A 15,916-nucleotide genomic window follows, 5' to 3' on the forward strand; every position below is an offset into this window, starting at 1 on the left:
GTAGGCGATGCACTTATCCAGAAGCCACGCGTTCAACTCGTCCAGGGTTTTGAACCGCAGCCGTGGCGTGAAGAACCGTTCCCGGACCAGCCCGACCTGGTTCTCGACCTGACCCTTCTCCCAGCCCGACGCCGGCGTGCAGGCGACCGGATCGATCAGATAGTGGCTGCACATCTGCAGGAAGCGGCGATTGTAGCGGCGATCCTTGCCGACGAAGATCGTCTCTACCGCCGTCTTCATGTTGTCGTAGATGCCGCGGCTGCAGGTACCCTTGAACAGTGCGAACGCCCGGTCGTGGGCGTCGAATACCATCTCCTGCGTCTCCCGCGGATAGGCCCGCACGAACAGCATGCGGCTGTGGCACAGCCGGACATGAGCGACCTTCACGATCGCCGTCACGCCGTTGAGGAGAACGATCTCATGGCTCCAGTCGAACTGGTAGGCTTCGCCCGCCGCAAAGCTCAACGGAACATAGGCCGCCGCGGTCGATTGCCCGCGCTCCTTGCTCCAACGCCTGGCGTAACGCCGTACGGCATCGTAGCCGCCGTCATAGCCGCGTCCGCGCAACTCTTCGAAGATCCGGATCAGCGTCAGCTGTTCGCGAGCCGATTTGGCCGCGTTCGCCGCCAGCAGTTCATCAAGCTCCGCCGCCCAACGCCCGAGTTTGGGGCGCGGCTGGATCGAACGCTCATACTCGAACAAGGTCTTGCCCGACCTCAGCACCTTCCGGACCGTGTTCCGCGACACCTTCAGGTCACGGGCGATCTCCTTGATCGTCTTGCCCTTGATGAAGTGTTCGCGCCGTATCCGCGCAATCGTCTCCACGATCAGCATCCCCGACCACCTGCTTCATGACAAAGCAGGCAGCGCAACAGCCAACCTGTAGGGGGTCAATTTTGGACGCCGATCCCCCGGCTTACGGGGTCAATTTTGCATGCCGAATGACAATCACCACGGCCGGTTATGACCGCCAATCGGTGTGTCGCCAGCATCACGAATTCTCGGTCAAAGCGCTGGAAGGCACGGTACCGACGGAGTCGGCTGACAGCTGGTTCGGCTACATCGCAACAATAGACGACGGCGACGACTGGACTGACCCAGAAGTCTGGGTGAAGGCCAATCCGAGCCTCGACGTCACCGTCAAGGTCGATGATCTGAAACGCCAGATCGATGAGGCCAAGGAAATGCCGGCGCAGCAGAATGCGATCCGGCGGCTCAGATTGAATGAATGGACCGAGCAGGTCACGCGTTGGCTCGACATGGGGGTGTGGGAAGAAGGCGGCCTGCCGGCCTCCACCGACTGGCGGATCGTCAAGCATGATCTGGAAGAGGTGGAGCAGAAGCTCATCGGCCGCGAATGCTATGGCGGACTCGATCTCGCCCGCGTCAATGATCTGTCGGCATTCGTATTGTTGTTTCCGCCGACGTTGGAGGACGAGCTCGGTGACCTTGCCAACAAGTGGATCGTGCTCTGCCGCTTCTGGATTCCGGAGGACGACATTCTGCGCCGCGTGCGGCGTGACCGCGTGCCTTATGATGTCTGGCGCGATCAGGGATTCTTGATCGCCACACCGGGCAACGCGACCGACTTTGCTTTCGTCGAGAAAGAAATACTCGATCTGGCGTCACGCTTCGACCTGCGCGAGCTTTCCTATGACCGCACCTTTGCCGGCGAGATTGTCCAGCATCTGCAGGATGAAGGGCTAAATCTGGTCCAGTTCGGCCAGGGCTTCTTGAGCATGGCCGCGCCCACGGCGGAACTGGAGCGGCTGTCGGTGTCGCGTGCGCTCTGGCACGGCGGTCATCCGGTGTTGCGCTGGAACGCCTCCAATGTCGCCGTGCGCCATGATCCGGCCGGCAACATCAAGCCGGACAAGGAGCGCTCGACCGAGCGCATCGATGGCATCGTCGCGATCTGCAACGCGCTCGGCCGGGCGCTGGCCCGTGACGTCAATGCCGGCCGCTCGGTCTACGAGACCCGCGGCATCCTGATGCTGTGAGCTGAGCAGCTTACGAAAGAAACCAATGGCATTCTGGTCGAACTGGTTCGGTGGTGCACAACCGCCGGCCGTCTCTCCGCGCGCGTCGTTCCAGGATGCTGGCGGTGGCCTGGTCATCACGACGGCGCAGCAATTGGAAGAGGCGTTGCGGGCCGGCAATGTTACGGCATCGGGCACAACGGTTACACCCAACAGCGCCATGCGGGTGGCCGCCGTCTATGCCTGCGTGCGTATCATCGCGGGCGCCGTTGCCACCCTGCCCTTGCACATCAAGCGCCGGGTCGACGAGCGCACCCGCGAGGATGCCTCCGACACGCCGATCTGGTCGGTGCTACGACGCAAGCCGAACCGCTGGCAGACGCCGTCGCAGTTCCGCCGCATGCTGCAAGCGCATCTGCTGTTACGGGGCAATGCCTATGCCATGATCGTGCGCTCGCGCGGATTGGTCCAAGAGTTGATCCCGCTGCATCCCGATCGGGTCGAGGTGAAGCAGACCGACGCTTTGGCGCTCGACTATGTTTACACACGTCCGGATGGCCGACGCATCAGGCTGGCGCAGGGTGAAGTCTTCCATCTGGTCGGACTGACGCTCGATGGCGTCCATGGCGTGTCGGCCATTTGCTACGCCCGCGAGACCATCGGGCTCTCGCTCGCCATGGAGGATCATGGCGCTGCCACCTTCCGCAACGGTGCCCGCGTCAGCGGCGTCTTGAAACACCCGAACAAGCTCGGGCCCGAGGCTGTCGCCAATCTGAAGGCAGGCCTCGACGAATTCCGCTCCGGTGGCGAGCAGGAGGGAAAGAACCTCATCCTCGAAGAGGGCATGGATTATGCCCGCATCGCCATGACGGCGGAGGATGCGCAGTGGATCGAAAGCCGCAAATTCTCGCGTACTGATATCGCCATGTTCTTCGGCGTGCCGCCGCACATGATCGGCGACACAGAGAAATCCACAAGCTGGGGCACCGGCATCGAGCAGCAGTCGATCGGCTTCGTCGCCTATACGCTCGAAGACCATCTGACCATGTGGGAGGAAGCCATCAACCGCGACCTGATTGGCGCGGACGACACGCTCTATGCCCGCTTCAACCGAGCGGCACTGGTCAAAGGCGACATCAAGGCGCGCTGGGAGGCTTACGTCAAAGGCCTGCAATGGGGCGTCTACAGCCCCAACGAAATCCGCGCGCTGGAAGACCAGAACCCGCGTGCGGGCGGCGACATCTTTTATCCGCCGCCGAATACGGCCGGCGTACCGCCGAATGAAGATGATCACGATCGCCGTGATGTCGGCGATGGCACCGATGCCGGAACTGACAGCAATCCCATTGATTGAGGACAAGAAAAGATGAGCATTCTGAACACGCTGAAGCTGACCTCGACGCTGATCGTGATGGTCGTCGTCGGCCTGGCCGTCATCAGCCCGGCCTTTGACTTCGGCATCTTTCTCAGCGGCTTTGTCCTTGGCTGGTTCCTGCTTCTCCTGCTGGAGAACTATTGATGAGCCTTCGCAAACTGCCTGAGGCGCGGGTCTTTGCGCGGCCGCATAACTATCAGTGGGACGCGCCATCCTATGTCCTCGCGAAATGGGCTGAGGCTCCGATCGCTGCCGGTGCCGATGGCAACACCACCATCTCCATGTTTGACGTCATTGGCGAGGATGTTTGGTCGGGCGGTGGCGTGACCGCCAACCGCATCTCGGCCGCGCTGCGCTCGATCGGCAATCGTGACATCACCGTGCGGATCAATTCGCCGGGCGGCGATATGTTCGAGGGCATTTCGATCTACAACATGCTCCGCGGCCATCCCGCCAAGGTCACGATTGAGGTGATAGGCTGGGCCGCGTCGGCTGCGTCCATCATTGCCATGGCCGGCGACGAAATCCGCATGGGTCTCGGCACCTTCATGATGGTGCACAATGCCTGGGGCGCCGTGGTCGGCAATCGTCACGATATGCGCGAGACCGCGGATATGTTCGACGGCTTCGACGCAGCGATCGCCGACATCTATGAGGCGCGCACCGGCATGAAGCGCGCAAGCATCGAGAAGTTGATGGACGCCGAGACCTTCATGGGTCCGTCCGAGGCCGTGAAGAACGGCTTTGCTGATGTCGTTGCGGATGACCTTTCCGCCGACGCCGGCGATGCGAAAAACATGGACCGGGGGCTGATGGCTCGCCGGCAGACCGAGGCCGCGCTCGCCCGCGCTGGCTTTTCCCGCACCATTCGCTCCGAGATGCTCTCGGAGCTTATCGGCTCGGCCACGCGCGATGCAGGCCAGCCGTCCGCCGCGCGTGATGCAGGCATAGACGAGGTCGCCCTACAGCGGCTGATCGACATTCTCAGATCATAGGAGACCCATCATGGGTATCGAGTTGAACCCGCGGGCCCGCGGGATCCTTGCCGTGCGCGCCGATTCCGGCAACACCACAAAGATCCTCGCCGAGTTGCAGAAGACCTTCGAGGACTTCAAGCTCGAACGCGACAAGGAACTGGCCGACATCAGGGCAGGCCTTGCCGACGTTGTGCAGACCGAAAAGGTCGACCGCATCAATGCCGAGCTGACCAAGCTGACCAGGGACATCGACAGCGTGAATGCTGCGATGGCCGCGATCAAGGTCGGTGGCGTCGGTAATGATCACGACCCGGAAAAGGCGGAGCACGCACAAGCCTTCGACCGCTTCTTTCGCCGTGGCGTCGATGCCGGTCTGCGCGATCTCGAGGTCAAGGCCAAGCTGACCACGCAATCCGATCCTGACGGCGGCTATCTCGTCCCGGAAGAGACCGAAGCCGGCATCGACCGGGTGCTCGGTACGGTGTCGACCATCCGCTCGCTCGCTCGCACCATCTCGATCTCGACCAATACCTACAAGAAGCTGGTCAATATGGGTGGCGCGACCTCAGGCTGGGTTGGCGAGGAACAGGATCGTCCTGGCACAGCCACCCCGACGCTGCGCGAGATCGCCATAAATACCGGCGAAATCTACGCCATGCCCGGCGCCACCCAGACCTCACTGGACGATGCGCGCATCGATCTGGCGGCTTGGCTGGCCGATGAAGTGTCGATCGAGTTCGCCGAGCAGGAGGGGGCTGCTTTCGCCAACGGCGATGGCATCAACAAGCCGCGCGGCATTCTTGCCTACGACAAGGTGGCGAACGCTTCCCATGCCTGGGGCAAGATCGGCTTCGTGGCGTCCGGCAAGGCCGATGGCTTTCTCGCTCCGACAGCATCGGTCAGCCCGGCTGATGCTCTGATCGACCTCTATTATGCGCTCAAATCCGGCTATCGGAACGGGGCGTCGTGGCTGATGTCGGACGCGACCATGAACACGGTTCGCAAGTTCAAGGACGCGGAAGGTGCCTATATCTGGGCACCGCCTTCGGGCGCAGCCGAGGTCGCCACCATTCTCGGCAAGCCGGTCTACACCGACGACAACATGCCGGCGGTGGAGGCCAATGCCTTGCCGATCGCATTCGGCGACTTCAACCGGGCCTATCTGATCGTCGATCGCATCGGCATCCGGGTCCTGCGTGATCCGTTCACCTCCAAGCCGAACGTCCTGTTCTACACCATCAAGCGTGTTGGCGGCGGCATCGTGAACTTTGAAGCTCTGAAGCTGCTGAAGATCAGCACCTGATCTCATGACGGGCGGCTTCGGTCGCCCGCCTCTTCCCTAATCCCATTCATTGAAAGGACTGTTGTCATGAAGGACGGTATCTCCGGCCTCGGCCTCGTTGCATCCCTCGTTCCCGCCGTGGTCACCGCCACGACCAAGGGCAGCCATGCTGATCTACAAGGCTTCAACCGAGCCACCCTGATCATCAACACCGGTGCGATTGCTGGCGACGGCCTCTACGTCATCGCCATGCAGGAGAGCGACACGACCACGGATGGCGATTTCGTCGATGTTCCGGCCGCCGATCTGCTCGGCGCCCTGCCGGACGCGCTTGAGGCCAGCACGGTCTACAAGCAGGGTTACAAGGGCAGCAAGCGATACGTCCGGGCGGTTATCACCAAGACCTCCGGCACGTCGGTCGCCGCCGGCGCTGTCTTTGTCCTCGGCCATCCACACGACGCGCCGGTGGCCTGATATCGCTCGAAGCGGCCGGTCATCACTCATCCGGTCGGCTGGTCGCTTCTCTTTATTATACGGTCGACCAAAACGTGCTCACCCCCATTCGCACCGTCGCCCCAGCCGAAATGCCGGTGACACTGGCCGAGGCCAAGGCCCATCTGCGTGTTGATCATGACGACCAGGACGATCTGATCACCGCCCAGATCAAGGCGGCGACTGCCTGGTTCGATGGCTATTCCGGCATTCTCGGCCGGGCGCTGATTACCCAGACCTGGCGGCAGGATTTTGCCAGCTTCACTGATCGCCTGAATCTGCCGCTGTCACCGGTGATCTCGCTTGTCGGCGTCACCTATTACGATACCGACAATTTGCAGCAGACGCTGGAGGCGGGCAGCTATGAACTGTTTGCCGATGCGCGCGGTGCCTATGTCACCCTGCGGCCAGGACAAGTTTGGCCGGTCACCTTCTATCGCCCCGATGCCGTCACCGTCACCTTTACAGCCGGTTTTGGCGCAGCGGCCGACGTGCCGGAGCCGATCCGGCAAGCTATCCTGCTGATCGTCCAGCGCCTGTTCGATGGCACCGATACCAGCATTGATGTTGCTATCGATCGCACCGTCCATGCCCTGATCGCGCCCTACCGCAGAAGTCCGATCTGATGGCCAGGATCACCGCCAATGATCTACGCGACCGCGTCAGCTTCGAAAAACGCGAGGAAGTCGACGACGGCTACGGCAATACCGTCGGCATGTGGGTGGCCCAGTTCGAGCGCGACGCCTGCATCCTGCCCTCCAAGGGCGGTGAGACCGTCATCGCCTCGCGCCTGCAGGAGGTGCAGCCGGCGCTGATCATCGTGCGCTTCGATGCCGAGACCACCACCATCACCGCCGAATGGCGGCTGATCGAGGTCCGCTCCGGCACCATCTATAACATCAGCACCTCAGCCGACATGGAACGTCGCGGCCGCTTCATCACCATGTTGTGCGAGGCTGGTGTCGCGACCTGAACGGCCGCGGGCAGCTTCGCAACCGGATATCAAAATCACCGGGAGAACCGCCATGACGCCGCCGGAAGCGAACGAGCAGTTCCGCATGTCCGAGACCGAGTTCGAGGTGCTGCTGGCACGCGCAGCCGAAACTGGCGCCCGCCGTGCTCTGCAGGAAGTCGGTCTCGATGGTAAGGATGCAGCGGAAGATATCCAGGATCTTCGTTCGCTCCTGGCTGGCTTCCGGCTCGCCAAGCGGACCGCCGTGCAGACCACCGTCCGCATCATCACCACCGGCATCATGATCGCGCTGATGGCCGGCGTCGGCATCAAGCTGAAGCTGTTTGGTCCCGGGCCGTAATCGCAAAACCAGAACCCGATTGATCTTTTGCCCGCTCGCGCCTCGCGCGCGCGGCGGAGCGTGTGTCATGAACACCTGTCGCTGTTGATGTGAGTCAATGTGAACTGGTTCACGGTATGATGGATAAATTTGGATGGCGGGGGTCCAGGTTATGGGAGATCAGGACAATGATTGCCAATGTAGGAAACTTGGACCGGGCGGTTCGTCTTGTGCTCGGCGTGGCGCTGATTGCAGTCGCGCTTCTTAGCGGCTGGGCCGTCTTTGATGGAGTTGCGCTGAAGTACGGAACAATTGTCCTGGGCATCGTGATGCTGGCGACAGCCACAATCCGGTTCTGCCCGCTCTACACCGTTTTGAGGGTCAATACATGCCGGAACTGACCGTTATCGAAACCCTTTTCACCCCCTGGCAATCGTTGGCGGGTGGTGTGCTGATCGGGCTGGCTTCGGTACTGCTGATGCTGACGCTGGGCCGGGTCATGGGCGCCACCGGCGTTCTCGCCGGCGTGCTGACCCCATCAGCGCATCCGGATGCCGGCTGGCGCCTAGCACTTCTGGCCGGGATGATCAGCGGTCCTCTGGTCGTCCTGGCGGTCACCGGACAGATGCCTGCGGTCGAAGTGCCGGCGTCCTTGCCGATGCTCCTGGCTGGCGGTCTGCTGGTCGGAATCGGGGTCACCTATGGGTCGGGTTGCACCTCGGGGCATGGGGTGTGCGGGATGGCGCGGTTGTCGCGCCGGTCAATCGCGGCCACGGCGACCTTCATGCTGACCACCGGATTGACCGTCTTTGTCATCCGCCACGTGCTGGGGGTCTAAGCCATGCGTCTCGTTTCAACCTATCTCATCGGACTGATTTTCGGCATCGGCATCGCAGTCTCGGGCATGGCTAACCCGGCTAAGGTGCTCAACTTCTTTGATGTCGCAGGCACCTGGGACCCGAGTTTGATCTTCGTGATGGGCGGCGCAGTTACGGTAGCCTTCATAGGCTACCGCATTGTGCTGCGAAGGCCCGCACCGATCATCGACGCCAACTTCCACTTGCCCGACAACCCGCGCATCGATGCGCGTCTGCTCGGCGGCTCGGCCCTGTTCGGCGTGGGCTGGGGCATCGCCGGGTTCTGCCCGGGCGGCGCACTCCCCGCCCTCGGAACCGGCCGGATCGAGGTCTTCGCCTTCGTGGCGGCCCTCATCGTCGGGATCTTTTCTGCCAAGGGGGTGATGGCGCTGACCCATGCTCGAGCTGCGCGCCTGTTGCGCCGTGAAACCTGAACCGAAAAGCAAACCGTCATGAACGACTATCCAATCGACATGTCCGTGAAACCCCAGGTCGAGGCGTTCTTCGATCCGGCGACCAACACCATCAGCTACGTCGTCAAGGACCCGTCCTCGAATGCCTGTGCCGTGATCGATTCCGTCATGGATATCGACTATGCGGCAGGCCGGATCACCTATGATCATGCCGACGCCATCATCGACTACATCCGCAAGAACGACTTGGAGCTGGAGTGGATCATCGAAACCCACGTCCATGCCGATCACCTGTCCGCCGCGCCCTACATCCAGAACGCCCCGGGCGGCAAGATCGGTATCGGTGACAAGATCATGGTCGTGCAGGATACCTTCGGGAAGATCTTCAACGAAGGCACCGAGTTTCAGCGCGACGGCAGCCAGTTCGACGCGCTGTTCGAGGATGGCGATACCTACATGGTCGGCAACATGCAGGCAGTGGCGATCCACACGCCTGGCCACACGCCCGCCTGCATGGTGCATGTCATGGGCGATGCGGCCTTTGTGGGTGATACACTCTTCATGCCCGATGGCGGGTCGGCCCGCGCCGATTTCCCTGGTGGCGATGCGGCGACGCTTTACGACAGTATCCAGAAGGTGCTGGCCCTGCCGGATGAGACGCGCCTGTTCATGTGCCACGACTACGGCCCCAACGGCCGCGACATCCAGTGGGAGACCACGGTGGCCGCCGAAAAGGAGCACAACGTCCATGTCGGGAAAGGGTCCACGAAAGAGCAGTTCGTGAAGTTGCGCACCGAACGCGACGCAACGCTGGCGATGCCGAAGCTCATCATCCCGTCGCTCCAGGTCAACATGCGCGCAGGTGAGGTGCCGACCGACAAGGACGGCCGTCCGATGCTCAAGGTGCCCGTCAACGGGCTCTGACCAGACACTCCGTAGAAGAAGCGACAACGGTCCACTGGAAGCCTGAAGCAGAAATAACCGTCGCATGAACGTCGCATCGCTCGCCCGCTATGTTCCGATCCTGAAATGGGGCCGGACCTATGGCCGAAACGCTCTGACGGGCGACGTGCTGGCGGCGGTGATCGTGACGATCATGTTGATCCCGCAATCGCTCGCCTATGCGCTGCTTGCCGGATTGCCGCCCGAGGCCGGGCTTTATGCCTCGATCGCACCCATTATCCTCTACGCGATCTTCGGCACCAGCCGGGCGCTGGCGGTGGGGCCGGTGGCCGTGGTGTCGTTGATGACGGCCGCTGCAATCGGAAATATCGCCGACCAAGGCACCATGGGCTACGCCGTTGCAGCCCTGACCCTGGCGGCACTGTCGGGCGCGATCCTGCTGGTGATGGGGCTTCTGAAACTTGGGTTCCTTGCCAACTTCCTTTCGCATCCCGTCATCGCAGGTTTTATCACTGCATCGGGCATCCTAATCGCGACCAGCCAGATCAAGCATATTCTGGGCATCAGCGCGGGCGGCGATACCCTGCCCGAAATGGTAATCTCGCTGGTCGGGAGTCTGTCTGCTACGAACTGGATTACGCTGGTGATTGGGGTCGGTGCCACCACGTTCCTGTTCTGGGTGCGCAAGGGGCTTAAGCCGCTGTTGTGCCGAATCGGGCTTGGCCCAAGACTGGCCGGTATGGTCACCAAGGCTGGGCCGGTGCTTGCCGTGATGGTAACGACGGCGGCGGTTTGGGGCCTCGGGCTGGATGCACAGGGGATCCGGATCGTCGGCGTGGTGCCGCAGGGCCTGCCTCCACTGACGCTGCCGTCGTTTTCAACCGATCTGATCCGCCTTCTCCTTCTACCAGCGCTGCTGATCTCGGTCATCGGCTTCGTTGAATCCGTGTCGGTCGCGCAGACGCTCGCCGCCAAGAAGCGCCAGCGGATCGACCCCAATCAGGAATTGATCGGTCTCGGCGCCGCGAACCTCGGAGCGGCCTTCACAGGCGGCTATCCCGTGACGGGCGGGTTTGCCCGGTCAGTCGTCAACTTCGATGCAGGGGCTGAAACACCGGCCGCGGGGATCTTTGCAGCTTTGGGCCTGTCCATCGCGGCCATCGCGCTGACCCCGCTGATCTATTTCCTGCCCACCGCCACCCTGGCCGCCACAATCATCGTGGCTGTCCTGTCGCTGGTGGATTTCTCAATCCTCAAGCGCAGCTGGACCTATTCCAAGGCAGATTTCAGTGCAGTTGCCGCCACCATCCTGCTGACACTGGGGCTGGGTGTGGAAACCGGCGTTTCGGCGGGGGTGGTCCTGTCCATCGCGCTCCACCTCTACAAATCATCTCGCCCCCATTTGGCCGAGGTAGGTCTTGTTCCGGGCACGCAGCACTTCCGGAACATCCACCGTCACAGCGTTCTGACCGACCCGACCCTTCTCACCATCCGCATCGATGAAAGTCTCTACTTCGCCAACGCCCGCTTTCTGGAAGATTATGTTGCTGATCGCGTCGCCACGGATCGCCCTATCAGGAACGTGGTGCTGATGTGCTCTGCCATCAACGAGATCGACCTGAGCGCGCTGGAAAGTCTGGAAGCAATCAATCATCGGTTGGAGACAATCGATGTGAAACTGCACCTGTCGGAAGTGAAGGGGCCCGTGATGGACCGGTTGAAGAAATCCGATTTTCTTGATTTGCTGACCGGCCAGGTTTTTCTGTCGCAATACGACGCAATGCGGACCCTTGCTCCTGAGCAGGCATTGACGTGAAGCGCTGTTGGCGGCGCCATGCCGGCGTTCCACGCACATGGCTTCGGCGATGATGATCCCCGGCGTGCGACGGGACGGCGACCAGAAGACCGACATTCGGACCACCGGCGAAGCCTGCTCTGAACTGGCGCGCTCGCCATTAGGCCTGCTGCTCCAGGTCCCAGCGCAGGTTTCTCTTTGCTCAAACGGCGGCTACGGCCTTGTCCAGCAAATCGCGCACCTGACCCGCGACCTCACGCAAGGCGGGGTTATCGATGGCCTGCATCGATGCAACGGGATCAACCGCGCTGACCTCGACCCCACCCTCGACCTCCCGAAGGATGACGTTGCAGGGCAGCATCGCGCCCACCCGGGGCTCTATGCCGATGGCCTGATGCGCCATCCCCGGATTGCAGGCGCCGAGGATCCGATAGGCCGGCATCTCGACATCCAGCTTCTTTTTCAAGGTTGCCTTGACGTCGATTTCGGTGAGGACGCCAAAACCATGCTTGCTCAGCGCGCTGCGCGCGCGAAGCTCAACATCGTCTATTGTGGCGTCTGCAATCATGCGATTGATTGTGTAGTTCATAGGTCATCCACTTTCTAGATTGGCCTGGGGTCGGTTTGCAAAAACACCAGACAGCGTTTGCTCTCTTCAGCTTGACCATGACAGCCCGAAATAGGCCACCACTTCCTGGGTTTACAAGCGGCCGTGGGCAGGGCGCAAAAGGAGCCGTCCTTCTGACTTTGGAACTTAGTGAACGAACACAAACTGACCTTGACGAACATCATCGTCGACACCATCGAGCGGCGCATTTAGTTCGGTCGACTTATGCCTCTCATTTAAGCGAGGGCTTTCGCGAGGCGTGCCCGTGGTTCGGATATTCTCTTTTAGAAGGTCGTTTCCGACCATGCCGACCATCATCTCGCGGACGCGAACCAGAAAGCGTTCAGCTTGGCCCTTTGGAAAGGGCAAGCTCACTGTTCTTGCCGTGCGCACCTGATGCACAACGCCGCTTCCGGACGAGCGTCTAGACGCTTGGCTGAAATCTGCTCTCCGCAGCGGACACACTCACCATATGTTCCGTTCTTGATTCGCGTCAATGCGCGCTGCACGGAAGCGATCTCTCGGACGAGGAGTGCTGCTTGTCCTTCGAGCGAAGCGTCATCCTCCAATTCAACCGCTTGTTCGGACGAGTCAGGATTGAGCGGTGTGGTCAAGTCCTGCGCAATCCTTTCCTGCCGTTCTTTAAGCTCCACAAGTTGCGCCTCAAGATGGGCTTTCGCTGCCGCAGTGTCGGCCATGCCAAACCTCCTTTGTTTGCCTCAATATTAACAGCCAAGATCGCTTTGCAAAGCTGCTCATCTCGGATGAAGCCAAGCCGCGACGCGGTCGTGGGTGATCAAGAAATTAGGCCTTACGCCAACAGACGACCTCGAAGAATTGACTGCCAGACTTTTGTTTCGGTGTGGGGTCTCAGCCCTTATCTTCATGCGGTCCATCATCATGCCGCTCAATGAGATCCATGGTCTGAGCGCGGCCATGATGCCGATTGAGGTCATCTTTCGATTAGATCCACATTCTGGGCATCGGGCATAACTATATCGAGGTGTTCTGGCAGCACTTTCCCTTCTCGCGGCTGCGATGAACCAGAAATTCCTCTCTTAAGCTTCGCTTTGGTCTGCTGGCGCCGGACGTGTCTTATGACGACACTATTTGCCGCTGTCCGTTTTGATCCAGCGCAATACGCACCGTCGATAACCTCCATAGCTTTGGAACTGTTGGTCGCGCGCCAGACAACAATATGGTCATGATGCAACGGCGGAAGATTCCGGAACGCCGTCGAATCGCGAATATAAAAGTTCGGCGAGCCGGTTAACCGATTTCTCTATTGACAAGTGGGAAGAGGATAATGCGGTGGCGGGTAGCACCTCTGGCAATTCGCTGGCGTCGTTCGCAGCGCGACGCAGAGTCAAATGCACGATTATCCGCCCATCGTGAAGAGCTTCGAAGAGGTTCAGAACACATCACTTGTTCCACCGAAGATCGCGCCCGCAGAGCGCGGCGCTTGTACAGTTACAGGGTGCGATCGTAGTAGCATTGATCTTTGCCGCTGCGCCCGCTGAGTGATTTAGAGCCGGATATCCGCGATACAGATCAGTGATAAATAGAGCGCGATCATGAACGACCCTGCACACGCCGCTGCTAGGCCGCTATCCGAGCAGAAACGAAAAAGCGCGACTTTCCTCACCATCTTTCGCATGCCGTTAACGAAATATGCGCTAACAGCGATCGGTGTCCTCGCTGTCGTAGCAGTGGCTATCTTTATCTATTCCAACCACACGATCAATGTTCAGGTGGCGACAATCGAGCGGGACGTTCCGATCCGAGTGTTCGGTTTGGGTACGACCGAGGCTCGCGTTCTCTCAAAGATCGGCTTTGAAGTCGGCGCCACACTGACCGAACTGCACGCCGACCATGGCGATCGTGTCAGCAAGGGCCAGGTACTTGCCCGGCTTAGCACCAGCGAACAGGACGCCAAGGTTGCCAAGGCACGTGCCGCACTGCTGATTGCCGAGGTCAATATTACCAAGAGCGCAGCAAATGTGGAGAAGGCGCGTGCGGTGTTCACTCAGAAGCAGGAGACTAATCGGCGCAAGCAGACCCTGGCAGGCCGCGACGTGGTGTCACAGCAAGCAGCGGAGGAAGCGGTCCGCGACGAGGCCGTGGCCAAGGCGGACGTCACGGTGGCCGAGAGCGAGGTGGAGAGCGCCAAGGCGCAGCTGACTGATGCCCACGCCCAGCTTCAGTATGAAGAAACCATGCTGCGGCACCGGACATTAGTTGCGCCGTTCGACGCGGTGGTCATTGAGCGCCACAAGGAATTGGGATCGGTGATCAAGGCTAGCGATCCGATCTTCACTCTCGTTGCGGTCGGTAGCTATTGGGGCCTCGCCTATGTCGATGAGGCGCGAGCCGGTTTCATTGAGGAAGGGCAACCCGTCGAGGTGCGTCTGCGCTCCCGGCCGCTCGAATCCTTCAACGGCCGCGTGGTTCGGGTCGGGCTGGAAAGCGATCGCGTCACCGAGGAGCGGCGCGTCTATGTGAAAGGCGAGAATCCGCCGGCCCGTGTCTACCTCGGCGAACAGGTGGAGCTTTGGATCACGGTTGCCAAGCTCGACAAGGCGCTGCTCGTGCCTTCGGCCGCGGTGCATGGCTACAACGGCCGGCAAGGCACGGTATGGACAGAGGAGCACGGACGTTTGGAGCGTCGCCTGGTTCAATTCCGTCATCGCACCGAAGATTCCCGCCTCGAGATCGTCGGTGGATTGCCCGCAGAAGCACGCGTCGTGACCCGGTTAGAGAATGGGCTACGCGAGGGTCGCGCAGCGCGCGCAGCCGAGGCGATGCCCAAATGAACCTCGCCTATCGTGACATCCGACACAAGCTCGGCCGCTTTCTGCTGACGTGCGTGGGGCTTGGTCTTTTGCTCGGCGTCGTGCTGGCCATGATCGGCATCTACCGTGGCCTCGTCGTTGATGCCCTGACGATCGCCCGGGCTCCGGCCGTCGATCTGTGGGTCGTGGAGGCCAATACACGCGGTCCTTTCGCCGAAGCTTCACGGATTTCGGGTGATCTCCGCGAGGCAGTGGCGCGTATCGCTGGGGTGACCGCCGCCGGGAGCATCACCTATCAGACTGTCGAAGCCGAGCATCAAGGCGGCAAACTCAGACTTTATGTCATAGGCTATGAATTGACACGTCCGGGCGGGCCGCCAGAGATCGCCGAAGGCCGCGATATCGCGCGCAGCCATTATGAGATGGCCGCCGACCGTTCATCGGGGCTGACCTTGGGCGAGCGAATTCGGATCGGCCGCAGAACGTTTACCGTCGTAGGGTTAACCCGGAATCAGGTTAATTCCGGCGGCGACCCCGCTGTCTACATCACGTTGGCCGACGCACAAAAACTACAGTTCGAACTCGCTCCGCCGGCGGCGCGGGTGCAGCTCGCCCGCGGCACAAGCAGTAGCAGCCTGAACACCGTCAATGCTGTAGTCGCCCGTCTACACCCGAATGCCTCCCCCGATGCTACCGCGGCAACGATACGACGATGGAAGCATCTGGCGGCGATCACGCAGGATGATCAGGAGCTCATCCTGTCGCGCTCGCTAGTCGACCGCGCGCGGCGGCAGATCGGGCTGTTCACCTCGCTGCTGCTGGTTGTCTCGGCCGTCATCATCGCGCTCATCATCTACACGATGACAATGGAAAAATTGAAACAGATCGCCACGCTGAAGCTGATCGGGGCGCCGGATCGCACCATCATCGGCATGATCGTGCAGCAGGCGATGGCTCTCGGGCTGATCGGTTTCGCCATCGGCGCCACGCTTATCATCGGAATCAAGGATTACTTCCCCCGGCGCGTGGTGCTGGAGCCCGACAACGTGGCCGTGCTCGGCGTGATTGTATTTGTGGTGTGCCTGCTGTCCAGCGGCCTCGGCGTCCGTGCGGCGCTGCGGGTCGATCCGGCAACAGCGCTCGGAGGCTGAC

General features: G+C 61.0%; 19 protein-coding genes. 16 read left to right on the forward strand and 3 right to left on the reverse strand.

The genetic code is table 11. The features are described 5' to 3' along the window. A partial coding sequence (istA, locus tag NB311A_RS19045; RefSeq protein WP_009800296.1) for an IS21 family transposase occupies positions 1–834 on the reverse strand: 834 nt, incomplete at its 3' end. Positions 835–941: 107 nt separating this feature from the next. On the opposite strand from istA, the gene NB311A_RS19835 reads away from it, so the two are divergent. From NB311A_RS19835 to NB311A_RS19110, 14 genes are all read left to right on the forward strand, one after another. Beyond that, a complete protein-coding gene (locus NB311A_RS19835) occupies positions 942–2,000 on the forward strand; it encodes a terminase TerL endonuclease subunit (RefSeq protein WP_009800297.1) in 1,059 nt (352 codons plus the stop codon). A gap of 25 nt (positions 2,001–2,025) precedes the next feature. Next, positions 2,026–3,333 carry a phage portal protein gene (locus NB311A_RS19055; protein WP_009800298.1) on the forward strand — a complete coding sequence of 436 codons (1,308 nt, stop codon included), beginning with the start codon at positions 2,026–2,028 and terminating at the stop codon, positions 3,331–3,333. 12 nt (positions 3,334–3,345) lie between these two features. Continuing rightward, positions 3,346–3,498, forward strand: a complete 153-nt coding sequence (locus tag NB311A_RS22140; protein ID WP_009800299.1) for a hypothetical protein — start codon at positions 3,346–3,348, stop codon at positions 3,496–3,498. After that, on the forward strand, positions 3,498–4,349 hold the full coding sequence (locus NB311A_RS19060; RefSeq protein ID WP_009800300.1) for a head maturation protease, ClpP-related: 852 nt from the start codon (positions 3,498–3,500) through the stop codon (positions 4,347–4,349). The genes NB311A_RS22140 and NB311A_RS19060 overlap by 1 nt, the downstream gene beginning before the upstream one ends. A 10-nt stretch (positions 4,350–4,359) precedes the next feature. Next, positions 4,360–5,634, forward strand: a complete 1,275-nt coding sequence (locus NB311A_RS19065; RefSeq protein WP_009800301.1) for a phage major capsid protein — start codon at positions 4,360–4,362, stop codon at positions 5,632–5,634. A gap of 66 nt (positions 5,635–5,700) precedes the next feature. Continuing rightward, the gene (locus tag NB311A_RS19070) at positions 5,701–6,087 is read left to right on the forward strand and encodes a hypothetical protein (protein ID WP_009800302.1); all 387 of its coding nucleotides are present in this window, start codon (positions 5,701–5,703) and stop codon (positions 6,085–6,087) included. Positions 6,088–6,161: 74 nt separating this feature from the next. Beyond that, a complete protein-coding gene (locus tag NB311A_RS19075) occupies positions 6,162–6,731 on the forward strand; it encodes a head-tail connector protein (RefSeq protein WP_040676142.1) in 570 nt (189 codons plus the stop codon). Continuing rightward, a complete protein-coding gene (locus NB311A_RS19080; RefSeq protein WP_009800304.1) occupies positions 6,731–7,078 on the forward strand; it encodes a phage head closure protein in 348 nt (115 codons plus the stop codon). The genes NB311A_RS19075 and NB311A_RS19080 overlap by 1 nt, the downstream gene beginning before the upstream one ends. A gap of 52 nt (positions 7,079–7,130) precedes the next feature. Beyond that, positions 7,131–7,418: a DUF6127 family protein gene (locus tag NB311A_RS19085; protein WP_009800305.1), complete on the forward strand. Its 288-nt coding sequence runs from the start codon at positions 7,131–7,133 to the stop codon at positions 7,416–7,418. Between the two features lie 167 nt (positions 7,419–7,585). Continuing rightward, positions 7,586–7,798: a DUF2892 domain-containing protein gene (locus NB311A_RS19090; protein WP_040676171.1), complete on the forward strand. Its 213-nt coding sequence runs from the start codon at positions 7,586–7,588 to the stop codon at positions 7,796–7,798. After that, complete coding sequence (locus NB311A_RS19095) at positions 7,786–8,235, forward strand: YeeE/YedE family protein (RefSeq protein ID WP_009800307.1); 450 nt, start codon at positions 7,786–7,788, stop codon at positions 8,233–8,235. The genes NB311A_RS19090 and NB311A_RS19095 overlap by 13 nt, the downstream gene beginning before the upstream one ends. 3 nt (positions 8,236–8,238) lie before the next feature. Further along, positions 8,239–8,688 (forward strand): DUF6691 family protein, encoded by a 450-nt coding sequence (locus NB311A_RS19100; RefSeq protein ID WP_009800308.1) that lies wholly within the window; start codon positions 8,239–8,241, stop codon positions 8,686–8,688. A gap of 18 nt (positions 8,689–8,706) precedes the next feature. After that, positions 8,707–9,591: an MBL fold metallo-hydrolase gene (locus NB311A_RS19105; RefSeq protein WP_009800309.1), complete on the forward strand. Its 885-nt coding sequence runs from the start codon at positions 8,707–8,709 to the stop codon at positions 9,589–9,591. A gap of 64 nt (positions 9,592–9,655) precedes the next feature. Further along, positions 9,656–11,386 carry a SulP family inorganic anion transporter gene (locus tag NB311A_RS19110; protein WP_009800310.1) on the forward strand — a complete coding sequence of 577 codons (1,731 nt, stop codon included), beginning with the start codon at positions 9,656–9,658 and terminating at the stop codon, positions 11,384–11,386. Positions 11,387–11,567: 181 nt separating this feature from the next. Here the strand turns inward: NB311A_RS19110 and NB311A_RS19115 are convergent, their stop codons facing one another. After that, positions 11,568–11,954 (reverse strand): DUF302 domain-containing protein, encoded by a 387-nt coding sequence (locus tag NB311A_RS19115; protein WP_009800311.1) that lies wholly within the window; start codon positions 11,952–11,954, stop codon positions 11,568–11,570. 389 nt (positions 11,955–12,343) lie between these two features. Then, positions 12,344–12,670, reverse strand: coding sequence for a TraR/DksA family transcriptional regulator (locus tag NB311A_RS19125; RefSeq protein ID WP_009800313.1), 327 nt, complete (start codon positions 12,668–12,670; stop codon positions 12,344–12,346). Positions 12,671–13,546: 876 nt separating this feature from the next. Between NB311A_RS19125 and NB311A_RS19135 the strand changes: the two genes are divergently transcribed. Together NB311A_RS19135 and NB311A_RS19140 are read left to right on the forward strand one after the other, a co-directional pair. Next, positions 13,547–14,785, forward strand: a complete 1,239-nt coding sequence (locus tag NB311A_RS19135) for an efflux RND transporter periplasmic adaptor subunit (RefSeq protein ID WP_083780529.1) — start codon at positions 13,547–13,549, stop codon at positions 14,783–14,785. Beyond that, entirely contained in the window at positions 14,782–15,915 is a 1,134-nt protein-coding gene (locus NB311A_RS19140) for an FtsX-like permease family protein (RefSeq protein ID WP_009800316.1), read from the forward strand. The genes NB311A_RS19135 and NB311A_RS19140 overlap by 4 nt, the downstream gene beginning before the upstream one ends. Position 15,916: the final 1 nt, after the last annotated feature.

Origin of the sequence: Nitrobacter sp. Nb-311A (assembly GCF_000152905.1) — a bacterium.
In the GTDB taxonomy this organism is placed as follows: domain Bacteria; phylum Pseudomonadota; class Alphaproteobacteria; order Rhizobiales; family Xanthobacteraceae; genus Nitrobacter.

Bases quoted from the DNA above. Each gene is read 5' to 3' on its own strand.
- NB311A_RS19835 (WP_009800297.1), top strand. From the start codon at position 942: ATGACAATCACCACGGCCGGTTATGACCGCCAATCGGTGTGTCGCCAG.
- NB311A_RS19055 (WP_009800298.1), top strand. From the start codon at position 2,026: ATGGCATTCTGGTCGAACTGGTTCGGTGGTGCACAACCGCCGGCCGTC.
- NB311A_RS22140 (WP_009800299.1), top strand. From the start codon at position 3,346: ATGAGCATTCTGAACACGCTGAAGCTGACCTCGACGCTGATCGTGATG.
- NB311A_RS19060 (WP_009800300.1), top strand. From the start codon at position 3,498: ATGAGCCTTCGCAAACTGCCTGAGGCGCGGGTCTTTGCGCGGCCGCAT.
- NB311A_RS19065 (WP_009800301.1), top strand. From the start codon at position 4,360: ATGGGTATCGAGTTGAACCCGCGGGCCCGCGGGATCCTTGCCGTGCGC.
- NB311A_RS19070 (WP_009800302.1), top strand. From the start codon at position 5,701: ATGAAGGACGGTATCTCCGGCCTCGGCCTCGTTGCATCCCTCGTTCCC.
- NB311A_RS19080 (WP_009800304.1), top strand. From the start codon at position 6,731: ATGGCCAGGATCACCGCCAATGATCTACGCGACCGCGTCAGCTTCGAA.
- NB311A_RS19085 (WP_009800305.1), top strand. From the start codon at position 7,131: ATGACGCCGCCGGAAGCGAACGAGCAGTTCCGCATGTCCGAGACCGAG.
- NB311A_RS19090 (WP_040676171.1), top strand. From the start codon at position 7,586: ATGATTGCCAATGTAGGAAACTTGGACCGGGCGGTTCGTCTTGTGCTC.
- NB311A_RS19095 (WP_009800307.1), top strand. From the start codon at position 7,786: ATGCCGGAACTGACCGTTATCGAAACCCTTTTCACCCCCTGGCAATCG.
- NB311A_RS19100 (WP_009800308.1), top strand. From the start codon at position 8,239: ATGCGTCTCGTTTCAACCTATCTCATCGGACTGATTTTCGGCATCGGC.
- NB311A_RS19105 (WP_009800309.1), top strand. From the start codon at position 8,707: ATGAACGACTATCCAATCGACATGTCCGTGAAACCCCAGGTCGAGGCG.
- NB311A_RS19110 (WP_009800310.1), top strand. From the start codon at position 9,656: ATGAACGTCGCATCGCTCGCCCGCTATGTTCCGATCCTGAAATGGGGC.
- NB311A_RS19115 (WP_009800311.1), bottom strand. From the start codon at position 11,954: ATGAACTACACAATCAATCGCATGATTGCAGACGCCACAATAGACGAT.
- NB311A_RS19125 (WP_009800313.1), bottom strand. From the start codon at position 12,670: ATGGCCGACACTGCGGCAGCGAAAGCCCATCTTGAGGCGCAACTTGTG.
- NB311A_RS19135 (WP_083780529.1), top strand. From the start codon at position 13,547: ATGAACGACCCTGCACACGCCGCTGCTAGGCCGCTATCCGAGCAGAAA.
- NB311A_RS19140 (WP_009800316.1), top strand. From the start codon at position 14,782: ATGAACCTCGCCTATCGTGACATCCGACACAAGCTCGGCCGCTTTCTG.